Source organism: Arthrobacter sp. WCS2018Hpa-7, assembly GCF_031843805.1.
In the GTDB taxonomy this organism is placed as follows: Bacteria; Actinomycetota; Actinomycetes; order Actinomycetales; family Micrococcaceae; genus Arthrobacter.
Genome location: NZ_JAVTJB010000032.1, coordinates 24,660 through 39,883, shown reverse-complemented (window position 1 = coordinate 39,883; position 15,224 = coordinate 24,660). Strand labels below are relative to the sequence as shown.

15 protein-coding genes are annotated in these 15,224 nt (G+C 63.3%); 10 read left to right on the top strand and 5 right to left on the bottom strand.

Translation table 11 applies throughout. The features are described from left to right. Positions 1 to 591 precede the first annotated feature (591 nt). A complete protein-coding gene (locus RQH14_RS21920) occupies positions 592 to 1,464 on the top strand; it encodes an NAD(P)-dependent oxidoreductase (RefSeq protein WP_311215223.1) in 873 nt (290 codons plus the stop codon). A gap of 112 nt (positions 1,465 to 1,576) precedes the next feature. Here the strand turns inward: RQH14_RS21920 and RQH14_RS21915 are convergent, their stop codons facing one another. The 3 genes from RQH14_RS21915 to pdhA are packed head-to-tail and all read right to left on the bottom strand — an operon-like array spanning position 1,577 to position 5,267. Further along, a complete protein-coding gene (locus tag RQH14_RS21915) occupies positions 1,577 to 3,091 on the bottom strand; it encodes a dihydrolipoamide acetyltransferase family protein (RefSeq protein WP_311215222.1) in 1,515 nt (504 codons plus the stop codon). Continuing rightward, a complete protein-coding gene (locus tag RQH14_RS21910) occupies positions 3,088 to 4,098 on the bottom strand; it encodes an alpha-ketoacid dehydrogenase subunit beta (protein WP_311215221.1) in 1,011 nt (336 codons plus the stop codon). The genes RQH14_RS21915 and RQH14_RS21910 overlap by 4 nt, the downstream gene beginning before the upstream one ends. After that, positions 4,098 to 5,267, bottom strand: coding sequence for a pyruvate dehydrogenase (acetyl-transferring) E1 component subunit alpha (pdhA, locus tag RQH14_RS21905; RefSeq protein WP_311215220.1), 1,170 nt, complete (start codon positions 5,265 to 5,267; stop codon positions 4,098 to 4,100). Before pdhA ends, RQH14_RS21910 begins: the two co-directional genes overlap by 1 nt. Before the next feature lie 195 nt (positions 5,268 to 5,462). Here pdhA and RQH14_RS21900 point away from each other — a divergent pair, with 195 nt between their 5' ends. The 5 genes from RQH14_RS21900 (at position 5,463) to RQH14_RS21880 (ending at position 9,084) form a co-directional block, all read left to right on the top strand. Further along, positions 5,463 to 5,933: an Lrp/AsnC family transcriptional regulator gene (locus tag RQH14_RS21900; protein WP_311215219.1), complete on the top strand. Its 471-nt coding sequence runs from the start codon at positions 5,463 to 5,465 to the stop codon at positions 5,931 to 5,933. 146 nt (positions 5,934 to 6,079) lie between these two features. Next, the gene (locus RQH14_RS21895; RefSeq protein WP_311215218.1) at positions 6,080 to 6,802 is read left to right on the top strand and encodes a hypothetical protein; all 723 of its coding nucleotides are present in this window, start codon (positions 6,080 to 6,082) and stop codon (positions 6,800 to 6,802) included. Between the two features lie 128 nt (positions 6,803 to 6,930). Further along, positions 6,931 to 7,338, top strand: a complete 408-nt coding sequence (locus RQH14_RS21890; protein ID WP_011774231.1) for a DUF4383 domain-containing protein — start codon at positions 6,931 to 6,933, stop codon at positions 7,336 to 7,338. 44 nt (positions 7,339 to 7,382) lie between these two features. Next, complete coding sequence (locus tag RQH14_RS21885; protein ID WP_311215217.1) at positions 7,383 to 7,988, top strand: hypothetical protein; 606 nt, start codon at positions 7,383 to 7,385, stop codon at positions 7,986 to 7,988. A gap of 76 nt (positions 7,989 to 8,064) precedes the next feature. Beyond that, positions 8,065 to 9,084 carry a PHP domain-containing protein gene (locus tag RQH14_RS21880; protein WP_311215216.1) on the top strand — a complete coding sequence of 340 codons (1,020 nt, stop codon included), beginning with the start codon at positions 8,065 to 8,067 and terminating at the stop codon, positions 9,082 to 9,084. Between the two features lie 119 nt (positions 9,085 to 9,203). Here the strand turns inward: RQH14_RS21880 and RQH14_RS21875 are convergent, their stop codons facing one another. Both RQH14_RS21875 and RQH14_RS21870 read right to left on the bottom strand, forming a co-directional pair. After that, positions 9,204 to 10,823 carry a sodium:solute symporter family transporter gene (locus RQH14_RS21875; RefSeq protein ID WP_311215215.1) on the bottom strand — a complete coding sequence of 540 codons (1,620 nt, stop codon included), beginning with the start codon at positions 10,821 to 10,823 and terminating at the stop codon, positions 9,204 to 9,206. Further along, on the bottom strand, positions 10,820 to 11,200 hold the full coding sequence (locus RQH14_RS21870) for a DUF485 domain-containing protein (RefSeq protein ID WP_311215214.1): 381 nt from the start codon (positions 11,198 to 11,200) through the stop codon (positions 10,820 to 10,822). Before RQH14_RS21870 ends, RQH14_RS21875 begins: the two co-directional genes overlap by 4 nt. A gap of 209 nt (positions 11,201 to 11,409) precedes the next feature. Between RQH14_RS21870 and RQH14_RS21865 the strand changes: the two genes are divergently transcribed. The 4 genes from RQH14_RS21865 to RQH14_RS21850 are packed head-to-tail and all read left to right on the top strand — an operon-like array spanning position 11,410 to position 15,175. Beyond that, positions 11,410 to 12,612: a histidine kinase gene (locus tag RQH14_RS21865; RefSeq protein WP_311215213.1), complete on the top strand. Its 1,203-nt coding sequence runs from the start codon at positions 11,410 to 11,412 to the stop codon at positions 12,610 to 12,612. 21 nt (positions 12,613 to 12,633) lie between these two features. Beyond that, positions 12,634 to 13,353 (top strand): LytTR family DNA-binding domain-containing protein, encoded by a 720-nt coding sequence (locus RQH14_RS21860; RefSeq protein ID WP_311215212.1) that lies wholly within the window; start codon positions 12,634 to 12,636, stop codon positions 13,351 to 13,353. After that, positions 13,350 to 13,712 carry a hypothetical protein gene (locus RQH14_RS21855; protein ID WP_311215211.1) on the top strand — a complete coding sequence of 121 codons (363 nt, stop codon included), beginning with the start codon at positions 13,350 to 13,352 and terminating at the stop codon, positions 13,710 to 13,712. Before RQH14_RS21860 ends, RQH14_RS21855 begins: the two co-directional genes overlap by 4 nt. After that, a complete protein-coding gene (locus tag RQH14_RS21850) occupies positions 13,709 to 15,175 on the top strand; it encodes a cation acetate symporter (protein WP_311215210.1) in 1,467 nt (488 codons plus the stop codon). Before RQH14_RS21855 ends, RQH14_RS21850 begins: the two co-directional genes overlap by 4 nt. Positions 15,176 to 15,224: the final 49 nt, after the last annotated feature.

Below are 15,224 nucleotides of genomic sequence, written 5' to 3'. Positions count from 1 at the left end.
TCCCCCCACCCCACATCGACCCCCACCAAACACCCCGACGCAACCACCACCACACCCCACAAAACACAAGAAAGCCTCAGCAGAACACAAACCCGCCCAACCCCAGCGCCGGACGAAAACTGCCCGGGACCGCCTGAATAACGTCGTGCGCGGAATGCACCGCGGGAACGGCGTGCGCGGGATGCCCCGCGGGCTTGGGCGAGCGTGAACTTAGCAAGCTCAAGCGGCCCACGGTTTACCAGCAGACCGGCACGGCGGCAGAACCCGGTAAACCGACAAACCGGCAGAACTGTCGAAACCCGCGAGGTTGGGACAGTCCCGCGGGCTTACCGCGAGGCCGGCCAGCCCGTGTAGGACTCTGCACCTGGGTCGTTCGTGTCTTCCTAGGACTCACAGGGCCAGCCTGACAGGCTGTTTTCTCCCGCCGAGGCGCCTAGGCTGAAGCTCAAAACTTGCGTCATGAGGAAAGCAGCGAAGTCAACAATGCTGTCGATTCCACCGGCGGGGAAGTCAACGCAACAGCCGAATCAACCAGCAGCTGAATCAACAAGGCGACAGGGTCAGGGACCAGCCACTATCGAGGAGCAGACCATGAGGATTGCCGTCACCGGCGGAAGCGGGAAACTGGGCAGCAGCGTGGTCCGGCGTCTGAGGCAGGATGGCCATCATGTGCTCAACATTGACCGTGCCGGCACCCGTGGCAAGGGCTACGTCAACGTGGATCTCCGCAATTACGGGCAGGTCCTGGATGTCATCCTGGGCCTGGATGACCAGCACCACGGCTTGGACGCCATTGTTCACTTGGCCGCCATTCCCGCACCAGGCCTTGCCCCCGACGCCGCAATTTTCGAGAACAATATGGTGTCCACCTACAACGTGTTCCAGGCTGCCCGGCGGGCCGGCATCAAGAAGGTGGTCTATGCCTCCAGCGAGACGGTACTGGGGCTCCCCTTCGACATCGCTCCTCCCTACATTCCCGTGGACGAGGAGTACGCGGCCCGGCCCGAAAGCACCTACTCGCTGGTCAAGCATCTAGAGGAGCAGATGGCCATCCAGCTCACGCGATGGGACCCGGAACTGAGCATCACCGCGCTGCGTTTCTCCAACGTCATGGACCCCGAGGACTACGACGCCTTCCCGTCCTTCGACTCCGACGCAAACCTCCGGAAATGGAACCTGTGGGGCTACATCGACGCCCGCGACGGTGCACTGGCAGTGGTCAGGGCCCTGGAACATGGCGTGCCGGGCTTCGAGACTTTCATCATTGCCGCCGCCGATACTGTGATGAGCCGAAGCAGCGCCGATTTGGCCGCGGAAGTCTTCCCCGGCGTCGAGGTCCTCAAAGAGCTGGGCGAGCACGAAACCATGCTGTCCATCGACAAGGCGCGCAGGCTCCTGGGCTTTGAGCCGGAACACAGTTGGCGCAATGTCCACTCCAACCGGACTACGCCCACCGAAGACTGACACCGACCAGGGACTGACACCACCTGCCCGCTGACGCGCGGCGGCCCACCCCTTAACCGCAGTTTCCTGCAAGCACTCGTAAAGGGATGGGCCGTCGCAGCTTCAGTTACCGCTAGATCATAGTCATGACCATGCCGGGATCGGCCAGGATGGAGCCCAGATCTGCGAGGAACCGTGAACCCTGTTCGCCGTCCACCAAGCGGTGGTCGAAGGACAGGCTCAGGGACATGACCTGGCGGACGGCGAGTTCGTCGTTCACCACCCATGGCGCCTTCCGCACAGCACCCAGTGCCAGTATGGCGGCCTCTCCCGGGTTCAGGATAGGAGTGCCTGCGTCAATGCCGAACACGCCAATGTTGGTGATGGAGATGGTCCCACCGGACAAGTCCGCCGGGGTTGTCTTGCCCGCACGGGCGGTATCGGTCAGTTCAGTGAGCGACGTGGAGAGTTCACGCAGTGTCAGCCGGTCAGCGTCCTTGATGTTCGGCACCGTCAGGCCACGCGGCGTTGCTGCAGCGATGCCCAGGTTCACATAGTTGAACTGGACAATCTCCTGGCTCGCCTCATCCCAGCGGGAATTCAGCGACGGGTTGTTCCCCAGCGCCACCAGGACCGCCTTGGCCGCGATGGTCAGCGGTGTCAGCTTGTAGCCTTCGAACGTCCGGTTACCTTTGAGCCGGGCCAACAAATCCATGGTTGCCGTGACGTCGACGGTCAGGAACTCCGTCACGTGCGGCGCGGTAAAAGCACTTTGCACCATGGCCGCGGCCGTGAACTTGCGGACTCCCTTGATCGGCGTCCTCGTTTCCCGCCCGCCCTGTGCATCCGGAGTCCGGGCTGCGGCTGGAGCTTCCGGCGCATCGGAGAAGTTCTGGACATCCTCGCGGGTGATGAGGCCGCCCGGCCCGGTTCCGCGAACCAATTCCAGGTGGATCCCGAGGTCACGGGCGAGCTTTCGCACTGGCGGAGTGGAACGAGGTCGCTCAGGTGTCCCTTCCTCTGTATGACGGGCCGCTGTGGGCTCGACGGTTACTGGTTCCTCCGGGGTTACGGGTGCTTCCGGGGTTGCGGGCGTTGGGACCTTGATGTCCCACACCAGCCCGCGCGCGCGGCGGGTCGGGCGTCCGCTGTGTTCGACGACGGCGCCATACCCCACCAGGTTCGGCTCGCGTTTAGCGGGGCTCCCCACGGCTTCGGCGGCGGCGGCAGGCCCACCACCCGCAGATGTTGCGACGGCGGCCCTGTCACCGGGCGCACGGTCACCAGGCGCACGGTCAGTAGCTGCGCGATCGCCAGCGGAACCATTGCCAAGGGAACCAATACGGGCTGACCCGTTGCCGGCAGTCGGTGCGACGCCCTCGTTGGAGGACCCGGCGTCGTCAACCTCGAACGATACGATCGGCTTACCGACCTCCACCACCGTGCCGGGCTGCTCATGAAGTTCTGCCACCACTCCTGCGAAGGGAGAGGGCAACTCAACAACGGCCTTGGCGGTTTCCACCTCGGCGATCACCTGGTTCAGCGTGACAGTGTCTCCTACAGCCACTTTCCAGCTCAGGATTTCCGATTCCGTGAGGCCCTCGCCAAGGTCCGGGAGCCTGAATTCCTTGATCATGGTGGCGGTCATCCTTCCAGTCCACTCAGCGAGTTGGGGCGGCCCAAGGCGCGGTCAACGCCGTCGAGAATCCTGTCAAGATCCGGCAGGTGGTGCATTTCGAGCTTCGAGTAGGGGTAGGGCACATCGAAGCCGGTAATGCGGACGGGGGCGGACTCCAGATAGTGGAAGCACCGCTCCGTGATGCTGGCAGCGATCTCCGCACCCAGGCCGCCGGATTGGCCGGCCTCGTGGGTGATGACCAAGCGGCCGGTCTTACGGACAGATGCTTCCACCACGGGGTAGTCCACGGGGGCCAGTGAACGGAGGTCGATGACTTCCACGGAGATGCCCTCGTCAGCCGCCGCCATCGCGGCGTCCTTGGCCGTTTTCACCAGTGGACCGTAGGCCACCAGCGTCACATCGGAACCGGTACTGACCACAGCGGCCTTGTCCAGCGGAAGTGCCGTGGCGAGGTCGACGCTTTCGTCCACGTCACCCTTGTCGTGATAGCGACGCTTGGGTTCAAAGTAGAGCACGGGATCATCGGAAGCGATCGCCTGCTGGATCATGGTGTAGGCATCCTGCGGATTGGACACTGCAACAACCCGGAGACCGGAGGTATGGGTGAAGTAGGCCTCGGGCGACTCTGAATGGTGCTCGGGCGAGCCGATGCCGCCGCCGAAAGGAACGCGGATGGTGATGGGCATCTTGACCCGCCCCTGGGTGCGGTAGTGCATCTTGGCCACCTGGCTGACAATCTGGTCGAACGCAGGGTAAATGAAGCCGTCGAACTGGATCTCGCACACGGGACGGTAGCCGCGGTAGGCCAGGCCAACCGCGGTGCCGATAATGCCTGACTCAGCCAGGGGGGAATCGATGACCCGATGTTTTCCAAAGTCTTTCTGGAGTCCGTCGGTGACGCGGAAGACACCACCGAGCGAGCCAATGTCCTCACCCATCAGGACTACTTTGGGATCGTTTTCGAGCGACTTCCGGAGGCCGGCATTGATAGCCCGGGCAAACGTGAGCTTGGACATCAGAGTGCACCTTCCTCGACTGGCTGGTTGAAGCTGTTCAGGTAGCGCGAGTAGTGGTCCTTCTGGCGTTCGATCCAGGAATTGGGCGTGCTGTAGACGTGGTTGAAGACGTCCAGCGGCTGAGGGTCCGGCATCTCGATGCAGCTGGAACGGAGCTCGGCTGCCACGGCGTCAGCCTTCGCTTTGACGCGGGCCTCGACATCCTCGGCGAGGAGGCCCTTGGCCTCCAGGAGCTTGCGCAGCCGCAGGATGGGATCCTTGGCAGCCCAGTCTTCGAGTTCGATCGGGTCGCGGTACCGGGTGGGGTCATCGGCCGTGGTGTGCGGACCCATGCGGTAAGTGACGGCCTCGATGAAGGTGGGCCCTCCGCCCTTGCGTGCACGGTCCAGCGCTACCCTCGTGGCAGCCATGACAGCGAGTACATCGTTGCCGTCAACACGCATGCTCGGAATTCCGAATCCGGTAGGCCTGTCCGCCAATTGCACGTGTGACTGTACCCGCACAGGTTCGGAAATGGCCCAATGGTTGTTCTGGCAAAAGAACACCACGGGAGCCTGGTAGCTGGCCGCGAACACCATGGCCTCGTTCACGTCGCCTTCACTCGTGGCGCCATCACCGAAGTAGGCCAGAACCGCAGTGTTTGCGCCATCCAGCTGGACTCCCATGGCGTAGCCCGTGGCGTGCAGGCTCTGGGATCCGATGATGATCTGCGGCGTCGCCAGATTGATGCGCTGCGGGTCCCAACCATAGGAGGCATTGCCGCGCCACACCCTGGCGATCTCGGAAAGGTGCGCGCCACGAACATAGGCCACGCCGCTTTCGCGGTAGCTGGGAAAGACGAAGTCGTCATCGCGCAGCGAACGGCTGGAGCCGATCTGCGACGCTTCCTGGCCCAGCAGCGGTGGCCACAATGCCAGTTCGCCCTGACGTTGGAGTGCCGTCGCTTCGGCATCGATGCGGCGGATGACTGTCATGTCCTCATACAAGGAACACAACTGCTCATCTCCGACGTCCTTGACCCAGACATCGAATTCCGGATGGCTGATCCGCTCGCCTTCCGGCGACACCAACTGGAGCAGATTGCCGCCAGTCCTCAGGGGATTTTGTGCACTATGTCCAGGGCCCGGAGTGTCGTGGTGCACTCCCTTGCCCGCCTGATCCGTCAACACAGGTGATCGCAACCTTCCGGCTCGTTTTCGTCGGCGCTGGCTGGACTTGTGATCCTGCCGCAGACCGGCCCTCCGGCACCTTCGCCGGAGTTAATTGTGACCCTACTCACAACGCGCATCGGGTACAACTACCCTTCTGCAAATTGAGCATTCTGCCCTGTTTCGACCGTGCCCACCGTGCTAATCTTGCGCATTATGCAACCCCTGGATGGCACTGACACCCGGCTCCTTTCCGCGATGGCCAAAGACCCCCGCGGGACAGTGGTTGCCCTTGCCCAAAAGCTGGGCCTGTCCCGCAACACGGTGCAGGCCCGCATGGCCCAGCTGGAGAAGAAGCACGCCTTCCTCTCCTTTGAGCGAAGGATCAACCCGGCCGCACTCGGTTATCCATTGACGGCATTCATCACGGTCCACGTCCAACAACAAAAGCTCGCTTCCTTGGCGCAGGACCTGGCAGACATTCCGGAGATCCTCGAAGGCTTTGGCCTCACCGGCTCGGCGGACCTGCTGTTGCGTGTCGTCGCCTTGGATGCGGAGGACCTCTACCGCATCAATGGAAAAATCCTCGGCTGCGATGGGGTGGAACGGACCGACACAGCACTGGCGATGCGGGAGATGATCCCTTACCGCGTCCAGCCGCTCCTGGGAAGGCGCTCCGGGGACTAAAACCTTCCCCACCTGCTGTTATTCGCGAAACGGTACTTGCCCGTCGAACCCGCATGCGATTGGATGCAAGAGGACGTACCGGGGGCCGGCCAGAGGACCCCGGCCATGTGGTGGCGCTGCCTAAGGCTGCCGAAAGGGGCACTACCGTGAGCAACCCGCAACAACCCGAGCCCAACTACCCGGGCCAGAACCCGCCACCGGTGCCGCCCGGACCCGGGTACCCCCCTCAGACCGGCGGCTCGCCGCAGTGGCAACAGCCGCCGTCGTCCGCTGCTCCCCAAGCCGGCGGGCCCCAAAACGCCGGGCCCCAACCTGGCGGCCCCCAATACGGCGGCCCCCAGTACGGAGCACCCGGCCAGGAGCCGTACGCCCAGAACCCTTACCCGCAGGGCCAATTCCAACCAGGGCAGTACCCTCCGGGCCAGTTCGGCCAGCCACCGGCCCGGAAGAGCAGGAAGGTGCTGTGGATCGTCCTCAGCATCGTCGCCGGCGTGATCGTGCTGGCAGTGGTGGGCGTGTTGCTGCTGGTCAACCTGGTGGGCAATGCAACGTCCAAGGCCAGGTCATTGGCGGACGAATTCACCAATTTGGTGGTCACAGGCCAAACCGAGCAGGCCTACGACAACTACCTAAGCCAGCCACTAAAGGACGAGCTGGACAAGCAGTCGTTCGTGGACGGCATTGCCAGCCTTGAGCTTGATAGCTCGTGCAAGCCGAACTACAACTCGGTGAACGTGAACAACAACAACGGCAACAACAAGGCCGATCTCTCCGGTACCTTGCAATGCGACGGCAAGACCATCGATCTCCAATACGTCTTCGAGGGCACCAACGACCTCAAGATGAGCAGCATCCGCCTCCGCCCCTAGCCGCAGGAAAGAATTTCCGTACCACCACCCATCCACCTGCGCCTATGGTCCGAATCACTGCTTGAGAGCCCCACCCGGGGCTCAGCAGGACGGCCGGGATATCCGGCCATCACCGGAAGGTTCGGACCATGCGTACTTCGCCCAATCGCCTGATCGCCACCATCTTCGGAGCTGTCTACCTTCTGGTAGGCGTGCTCGGATTCTTTGTCACCTCGGGAATCGGCTTCTTCGCCACCGAGGGCGCCAACCTGATCATCTTCGCCGTGAACCCGCTTCACAACATCATCCACCTGGCCATCGGCGCTGCCCTTCTTTACGCCGGCATGAACAGCGTCACGCTGTCCAAATCCGTCAACACGGCCGTAGGCGGCGTTTACCTTCTGGTAGGTATCCTCGGACTTTTCCTGGTGGGTTCGTCCCTGAACATCATCGCCCTCAACGGCGCAGACAATGTGCTGCACCTCGCCAGCGCTGTGGTCCTGCTGGGAGTTGCACTGTCCCAGGACAAGGCAGCCGTAGCTTCCGCCCGCGCCTGATCCGCCTGATCACCGAGTAAAGCAGCGAGAGGACGGCAAGGACCATGGAAAGCAAACACCACCCCACACTGAACGCAGCGACCCTCCTGTTCGTGTACTTCGCAGCGATGGCCGCCGGGATGGTCGAGCTTTCCCTTGCCGCCGGATACCTCACCGGAACATCGTCAGCGACACCCGGGATGGTGGTTGCCGGCGTGGCAACCCTCGCGGCGGGCCTGGCCTTTTTGGCCTGGTCCCTGCGGGGGTTGCACCGCAACGCCCTGGTCTTCGCACGATTCGCGCTTCCTGTACTCGCCGTTGCTGCTGCTGCGCACCTCGCAGTCTCAGTTATCGGGATCAGCTCCCTGCGCTCACTGGACGTGAGCCACTTTGCCGCCCTCGGCCTGACGCTCATGGCACTTGCCGGAGCCGGCTGGCTGAGGCGGCAGCACAAGACCAACGACGGCGGCGCCCACGGCCAGCCAAGGACCGGGCGGCTTCTGGCAGCCGCGTTCGGAGCCGCCGTCGTTGTTGCAACAGTGGCAACACCGGGACTGGCCGCCTCGATGGCAGGACAGCACGCTGTTCCGCATGGCGAGCACGGCCAGGCCCCGCACGGAGAAAACGGCCAGGGCTCCAATCCCGCCCTGGACCCGGGTCGCCACCACTAGGTGACGGCGACCGAACCGGCGCACCATTGACACTGCCCACTGTTGATGGTGCGCCTGGTTCGTGGATCATGGAGCCATGGATCCCATAGAGGCGCTCGACGAAATCTCCTTTTGGCTCGAACGCAGCCAGGCCCCTACCTTCAAGGTCCAGGCCTTTCGGAAAGCGGCCGACGCCGTGCGGCAGCTTCCGCCCGGAGAACTCGCGAAGCTCGTGGGCACCGGGCGGATCACCAGCCTCAAAGGCGTCGGCAACCGCAGCGCCGAAGTCATTACACAGGCCCTCGAAGACCGGGTCCCCGAGTATCTTGCCGACCTGCGCGAACGTGGCACGGAATCGTTGGCATCCGGAGGAGACACTCTCCGGGCAGCGCTGCGCGGCGATCTTCACAGCCACAGCAACTGGTCCGACGGCGGCTCCCCCATCGAAGCCATGGTGGCAGCGGCACGGACCCTCGGCCGCGAGTATCTTGCCCTCACGGATCACTCCCCCAATCTCACGATCGCCAATGGCCTGAGCGTGGAGCGGCTTGAGAAGCAGCTCGACATCGTGGAGGGAATCAACTCAACCCAGGAAGGCTTCCGCCTCCTCAAAGGCATTGAAGTGGACATCCTCGAAGACGGAACCCTGGACCAGACTCCCCACATGCTGGGCCAGCTGGACGTTGTGGTGGCCAGTGTCCACTCCAAACTCCGGTCAGACAAAAAGACCATGACCACGCGGATGTTGGGCGGCATCAGCGATCCCCACACCAACGTCCTGGGACACTGCACCGGCCGCCTCGTCCAAGGATCACGGGGTACCCGGCCTGAGTCCGAGTTTGATGCCGGAAGAGTCTTCAAGGAGTGCGCGGAGTGGGGCGTCGCCGTCGAAATCAATTCCCGTCCCGAGCGCCAGGACCCACCGGACAACCTCATCAAGATGGCCTTGGACGCCGGCTGCCTGTTCAGCATCGACAGTGATGCCCATGCTCCTGGCCAACTCGATTTCCTGCAGTACGGTGCCGAACGCGCCGAAGCCCTGGGCGTCCCGAAGGAACGGATTGTCACCACGTGGCCGCTGGAACAGCTGACGGAATGGCTCAGCCTGAAGAAGTAGACACAGTTTGAAGAACTAGGCGCAGCCTTGAGAAGAGCCGACCGGCACACAGGAAGGCCCCTCCTGCACGTTGTGCGCAGGAGGGGCCTTCCTGGGTGGTGACGTTGGTCGAGCCGGCGCTAGTGGTCTACTGCCTTCTCGGCACCGACGCCGGTCAGCGAGCGCACTTCCATTTCCGCCTGCTTGGCCGGATCTTCGCGCCGTTTGTCCAGAACGGTTCCGAGCCATCCCAGGAAGAAGGCCAACGGGATGGACACGATGCCCGGGTTGCTCAGCGGGAACAGAGCGAAGTTCGCCCCGGGGATCATGGACGTCTTGGCACCCGAAACCACGGGTGAGAACGTGATGAGCAGGATGGCCGCAGCCAAACCGCCGTACATGCTCCAGACCGCCCCCTGGGTGGTGAACTTCTTCCAGAAAAGGGAGTAGACGATGGTGGGCAGGTTGGCCGACGCTGCAACCGCGAAAGCGAGCGCCACCAGGAATGCCACGTTCTGGCCGTTGGCAAAGATGCCACCGAGGATCGCAAGGACACCAATAACCACCACAGTGCGGCGTGCCACCTTCACCTCGGTGACTGCATCGGCTTTGCCCTTGGCAATGACATTGGCGTAAATATCGTGCGCGAAGGATGCGGCCGCAGTGATGGTCAGGCCGGCCACCACCGCCAGGATGGTGGCGAAGGCAACCGCCGAAATGAAGCCCAGGAGCAACGGGCCGCCCAAGTGGAAGGCCAGCAGGGGTGCGGCGGAGTTGACGCCGCCGGGTGCGGACTTGATGGTTTCCGCCCCCACCAGGGCTGCTGCACCGTAGCCCAACACCAGGGTGAAGAGGTAGAACAGGCCGATCAGCCAGATCGCCCAAACCACGGACTTGCGGGCTTCCTTGGCTGTAGGAACAGTGTAGAAGCGCATCAGCACGTGGGGCAGTGCGGCTGTGCCGAGGACCAAGGCAAGGCCCAGGGACATGAAGTCGAGCTTGGATGTTTCGGTCTTTCCATACTGCAGGCCTGGGTTCAGGATGGCCGGGTTGTTGGCTGCTTCAGCTGCAGAGCCCAGCAGGCTGGACAGGTTGAAGCCATAGATTGCCAACACCATGGCTGTCATGACCCCTGCGCCGGCAATGAGCAGGATGGCTTTGATGATCTGCACCCAGGTGGTGCCCTTCATGCCGCCGATCAGTACGTACATGATCATCAATGCGCCGACGACGATGATCACCAAGGCTTGACCGCCCCAGTCGCTGATGCCCAGCAGGAGCGAAATCAGGCTGCCTGCTCCTGCCATCTGGGCCAGAAGGTAGAAGAAGCAAACGGCCAAGGTGGAGAGGGCGGCCGCAATTCGGACAGGGCGCTGACGCAAGCGGAAGGACAGAACGTCAGCCATGGTGAACTTGCCGGTGTTGCGGAGCAGTTCGGCCACCAGCAGCAGCGCCACCAGCCAGGCGACGAGGAAGCCGATGGAGTACAGGAACCCGTCGTAGCCGTTGATGGCGATGGCACCGGTGATGCCGAGGAAGGATGCTGCCGAAAGGTAGTCGCCGGCGATGGCCGTGCCGTTCTGCGAACCAGTAAACGAACGTCCTGCTGCGTAGTAATCCGCTGCGGTCTTGTTGTTCCGGCTGGCCCGGAAGACGATCACCATGGTGACCGCCACGAAGAGGGCGAAAATGCCCATGTTGAGCAGGGTGGTGTCTTTCAGCGCTTCGACGTTGACTGCCGCCGGGACCATGGTGTTCATTTGACTCCCCCGCTCATCACATTGCCGTCCTTATCAAATTCGTGGCCCTCGATCTCGTGACGGATTTCAGCAGCGATCGGGTCCAGCTTCCTGTTGGAGTAGCTCACGTACCATGCCGTGATGCCGAAGGTAGTGACGAACTGCAGCAGGCCGAGGATCAGGCCGACGTTGATGTTGCCCCAGACCTTGATGGACATGAAGTCCACCGCATAGGCGGCCAAGAGGACATACGCGAAATACCAGAGCAGGAATACGACGGCCATCGGGAAGACAAAGCTGCGATGCCGCTTGCGCAGTGTCTTGAACCGTTCCGTCTGTTGGACTTCATGGAAGTCCACGGACGCCTGTGCGTCCTGGGGTTGGGCCTCATTACCCATGGTTCCTCCTGATTGTGATGTGTCCACATGAGCTCCACATGCCTTGCCAATGTGACTGCTATCACTATCGAACGCCGTCCGGTAACTGTTCCAGAGCATCGCTCACTGCCATCGCTCAACGGTTGCGGCGCTGCGCCAAACGGTGGATGTGAACCACCATCCGTGGAATCAGGGCCGGAGGTGGAGGAGCATCCGACTACGCTGGCCTTATGCCCGACTCCCCGCTGTTCACAGCCGCTGCCATCGCCGTGATCGTGCTGGCCATCGCCGTCGTCGTGGGTGTTGGGCTGAAGGTGATGCGTTCCTTCCGGGACCTGGGCACCGACGCTGAACGGGCCACCTACAACACCTTGCACGCGGCCTCCCGGGCCGGGCAGCATCTCCGCGGCGGCCTCCAACCGGCAGGTGCAGCGAAAGCGAGCAAGCAACTGCGCGTACTGCTGGGCTGCGATGCGCTGGCCATCACGGACACCGATTCGGTGCTCGCCTGGGACGGTGCAGCCGAGGAACTCAGGCCATCGCTGATGCGACTTGCTGCCGAGGTACTGGCCACTGGCCGAACCGCGGTGGTACCCCACGCCGGGCATCGGACCACGGCCAAAGCCGAGCACGGAAACCATGACTTCAGTGCCGTGATTGCTCCTATCCGCTCCGGGTCCAGGGTGGTCGGCTCGGTGGCTGCCTTGGCGCCGGCGGCAGGTGCCGGGCTGGTCAGGGCCACCAGCGAGGTGGCCGACTGGATTGCCGCCCAGTTGGAGCTGACGGAACTCGAAGCATCACGGACCTTGCTGATGGAGGCTGAGGTCAGGGCGTTGCGTGCCCAAATCAGCCCGCATTTCATCTACAACTCCCTCAATGCCATCGCCTCGTTTATCAACACAGACCCCGCCCGGGCCCGGGAGCTGGTGGTGGAGTTCGCCGACTTCACCCGGTACTCCTTCCGGCGCCACGGCGACTTCACCACGCTGGCCGAGGAACTGCGCTGCATCGACCGTTATCTTCTGCTGGAACGGGCGCGCTTCGGCGAACGCGTTCAGGTGAGTCTCAGGATCGCCCCCGAGGTCCTCAGCACGGTCATCCCGTTCCTTAGCCTCCAACCGTTGGTGGAGAACGCAGTCCGGCACGGCCTGGAGGCCAAGGAGGGCCCGGGACATATCACCATCTGCGCCAACGACTCCGGCGCGTTCGCTGAAGTGACCATCGAGGACGACGGCGTGGGCATGGACCCTGAGCACCTGAGGTCAGTGCTCGCCGGGCACACGGATGGGATCCATGTGGGACTGCGCAACGTAGATGCCCGCTTGCGCCAGGTCTACGGGGACGAGCACGGGCTGGTCATCGACACTGCTCCCGGGGAAGGAACCCTGATCACCATGCGGGTGCCCAAATCCCAGCCCGGCCATGACGCGTGAGGCGACGGTTAGTCTTTAAACATGATCAACGTGCTCGTCGCTGATGACGAACTGCCCGCCGTAGAGGAGCTTGCCTTCCTGCTGGGACGGGACGAACGGATTGGTGCCATCCACCGGGCCTCCTCCGGTGCCGAGGCCCTGCGGACCCTGGAAACGGAGTCTGTGGACGCCGTTTTCCTGGACATCCACATGCCTGCCCTGTCCGGCTTGGACATTGCACGGGCCATTTCCCGGAGCAACAATCCACCTGCCGTCGTTTTTGTCACCGCCGATGAAGACTGCGCGCTGGAAGCTTTCGACCTCGCCGCGATCGACTACCTGCTGAAGCCGCTGCGCGCGGAACGGCTCTCCCGATCCGTGGATCGGATCAGTGACCTGATCAAGGAAGGCACCCCCGCGCCGGAGATGATCACTGTGGATCTTGGCAGCACCACGCGCATGATTCGCCGGGACGACGTCAGCTACGTACAGGCCCAGGGCGACTACGCGCGGCTGCACACAGCCGAAGCCAGCTATCTCATCCGGGTTCCCCTCAGCGACCTTGAACAGAAGTGGGCAGAGGCAGGGTTCATCCGGATCCACCGCTCTTACCTGATCGCCCTGAACCACGTCCAGCACCTCAAGTTGTCTGCAACGGGTCCCAGCGTAGCCGTGGCCGGAGCTGAGTTGCCCATCAGCCGACGCCACTTGCCCTCCGTCCGGGACAAACTGCAGTCCACGCGTATCCGGCCGCAGGGATGACGCGCGTCCGTGTAACGGCACCCCGCCAATCTGCCACAACGGCTCCCGGCCGGCTGCCCTACCCGCGCGAGGTCGCCGAAGACTCCGACGCCGGCAAGCTCTTCATCCGGTCCCTGATCCGATCCCAATTGCGCTTGGCGCTGGTGGTGGCCTGCTGCTTCCTGCTCATCCTCGTGGTGATCGCACTGTTCCTGGTGTACGGGCCGGGCGTGGCGGAAACACGGATATTCGGCATCCCCCTGGACTGGATGGTGCTGGGCGCCGGCATCTACCCGGTGATCGGTTTGAGCGCCTGGTTGTACACCCGCGCGGCGGCCCGCAACGAAGCCCGCTACAAGGACCTGGCGGAGGACAAGTGAACCCGGCTGTAGGCATGTTCGCATTCCTTGCCGTGTCGCTTGTGACCGCGGTGATCGGCTTCTACGGTCTGCGCATCTCGCGGACAACCGGCGACTTCTACGTGGCTTCACGAACGGTCCCGCCCTGGTGGAATGCTTCCGCAATCGGCGGCGAGTACCTGTCCGCCGCCAGTTTCCTGGGCGTCGCCGGACTGATCCTGCTCTCAGGAACGGACGCGCTTTGGTTCCCGGTGGGTTACACCGCCGGGTACTTGATGCTGTTGCTCTTCGTCGCTGCTCCCCTGCGTCGATCCGGCGCCTACACCATTCCCGACTTCACCGAAGCCCGCTTGGATTCCGCGCTGGTCCGCCGCGTGACCAGCCTTGTGGTGGTTGCTGTTGGCTGGCTGTACATCGTCCCGCAACTCCACGGGGCGGCGCTCACCATCCGCATCACCACCGGCCTGCCGTCGTGGGTAGGCTCGACGGCGGTTGTTGTGGTGGTGTGCCTCACGGTGGTGGCAGGTGGCATGCGTTCCATCACGTTTGTCCAGGCGTTCCAATACTGGCTGAAACTGACTGCCTTGGCTGTTCCGGTGGTCTTCGTGCTGCTGGTGCTCGCCGGAAACGGCACAGCAGCCCAGGCGCCGCTTCCCATCAACCCCACCGGCCAGGCCTCAGCCGGCGCGTACCAGCACATTTCCCTGTTGGTGGCGTTGCTCTTCGGCACCCTGGGCCTGCCCCACGTACTGGTACGGTTCTACACCAATCCGGACGGGCAATCCGCCCGGAGAACCACGCTCATTGTGCTGGGCCTGCTCTCCGTCTTTTATCTTTTTCCCACCGCGTCCGGCGCGGTGGGAAGAATGTTCGCGCCCGAACTCGCACAATCCGGCCAGGCCGATGCTTTGGTCCTCCTGCTCCCCGGCAAGCTGATAGGAGGCACCGCCGGAGACCTCCTCTCCGCCCTCGTCGTAGCCGGAGCGTTCGCCGCTTTCCTGTCCACCACCTCAGGGCTGGTGGTTTCGCTGTCGGGCGTCATCAGCCAGGACCTTTTCGGCGGAAGCGTCAGGGGCTTCCGCCTCGCAGCGGTGCTCGCCGCCGTCGTGCCTTTGGGTTTTGCCCTGATGACCGACACCCTGGCGTTGGCCGGGAGCGTTGGCCTGGTCTTCGCGTTCACGGCCTCCACCATCTGCCCGGTCCTGCTGCTGGGAATCTGGTGGCGCGGACTCACTGACGCCGGCGCAATTGCCGGAATGCTGACCGGTGCGCTGCTCTGCGGTGGTGCCATGGTGGTAGGTACGCTCATGGGATCAGGCAATGCACCCCCGTGGCTTGCCCAGCCGGCGGCGTGGAGCGTTCCGGCAGCTTTCGCGGTGACAGTGCTCGTTTCCCTCGCAACGAAAAGCCGTGTGCCGGCGTCCGTGAATCGCGTGATGTCGCGGTTGCACGTCCCGGAGCGGCCGGTGGCCACCGAGCGCTAGGCCCGCAGATGCAGTGGCCTGTTGTCCGCGCAGCAGCAAGGGTGGACAA

Coding starts and splice junctions, on each gene's coding strand:
- RQH14_RS21910 (WP_311215221.1), bottom strand. CDS start 4,098: ATGTCCAAGCTCACGTTTGCCCGGGCTATCAATGCCGGCCTCCGGAAG.
- RQH14_RS21920 (WP_311215223.1), top strand. CDS start 592: ATGAGGATTGCCGTCACCGGCGGAAGCGGGAAACTGGGCAGCAGCGTG.
- RQH14_RS21860 (WP_311215212.1), top strand. CDS start 12,634: ATGATCAACGTGCTCGTCGCTGATGACGAACTGCCCGCCGTAGAGGAG.
- RQH14_RS21875 (WP_311215215.1), bottom strand. CDS start 10,823: ATGAACACCATGGTCCCGGCGGCAGTCAACGTCGAAGCGCTGAAAGAC.
- RQH14_RS21915 (WP_311215222.1), bottom strand. CDS start 3,091: ATGACCGCCACCATGATCAAGGAATTCAGGCTCCCGGACCTTGGCGAG.
- RQH14_RS21870 (WP_311215214.1), bottom strand. CDS start 11,200: ATGGGTAATGAGGCCCAACCCCAGGACGCACAGGCGTCCGTGGACTTC.
- RQH14_RS21900 (WP_311215219.1), top strand. CDS start 5,463: ATGCAACCCCTGGATGGCACTGACACCCGGCTCCTTTCCGCGATGGCC.
- RQH14_RS21855 (WP_311215211.1), top strand. CDS start 13,350: ATGACGCGCGTCCGTGTAACGGCACCCCGCCAATCTGCCACAACGGCT.
- RQH14_RS21885 (WP_311215217.1), top strand. CDS start 7,383: ATGGAAAGCAAACACCACCCCACACTGAACGCAGCGACCCTCCTGTTC.
- RQH14_RS21890 (WP_011774231.1), top strand. CDS start 6,931: ATGCGTACTTCGCCCAATCGCCTGATCGCCACCATCTTCGGAGCTGTC.
- RQH14_RS21865 (WP_311215213.1), top strand. CDS start 11,410: ATGCCCGACTCCCCGCTGTTCACAGCCGCTGCCATCGCCGTGATCGTG.
- RQH14_RS21880 (WP_311215216.1), top strand. CDS start 8,065: ATGGATCCCATAGAGGCGCTCGACGAAATCTCCTTTTGGCTCGAACGC.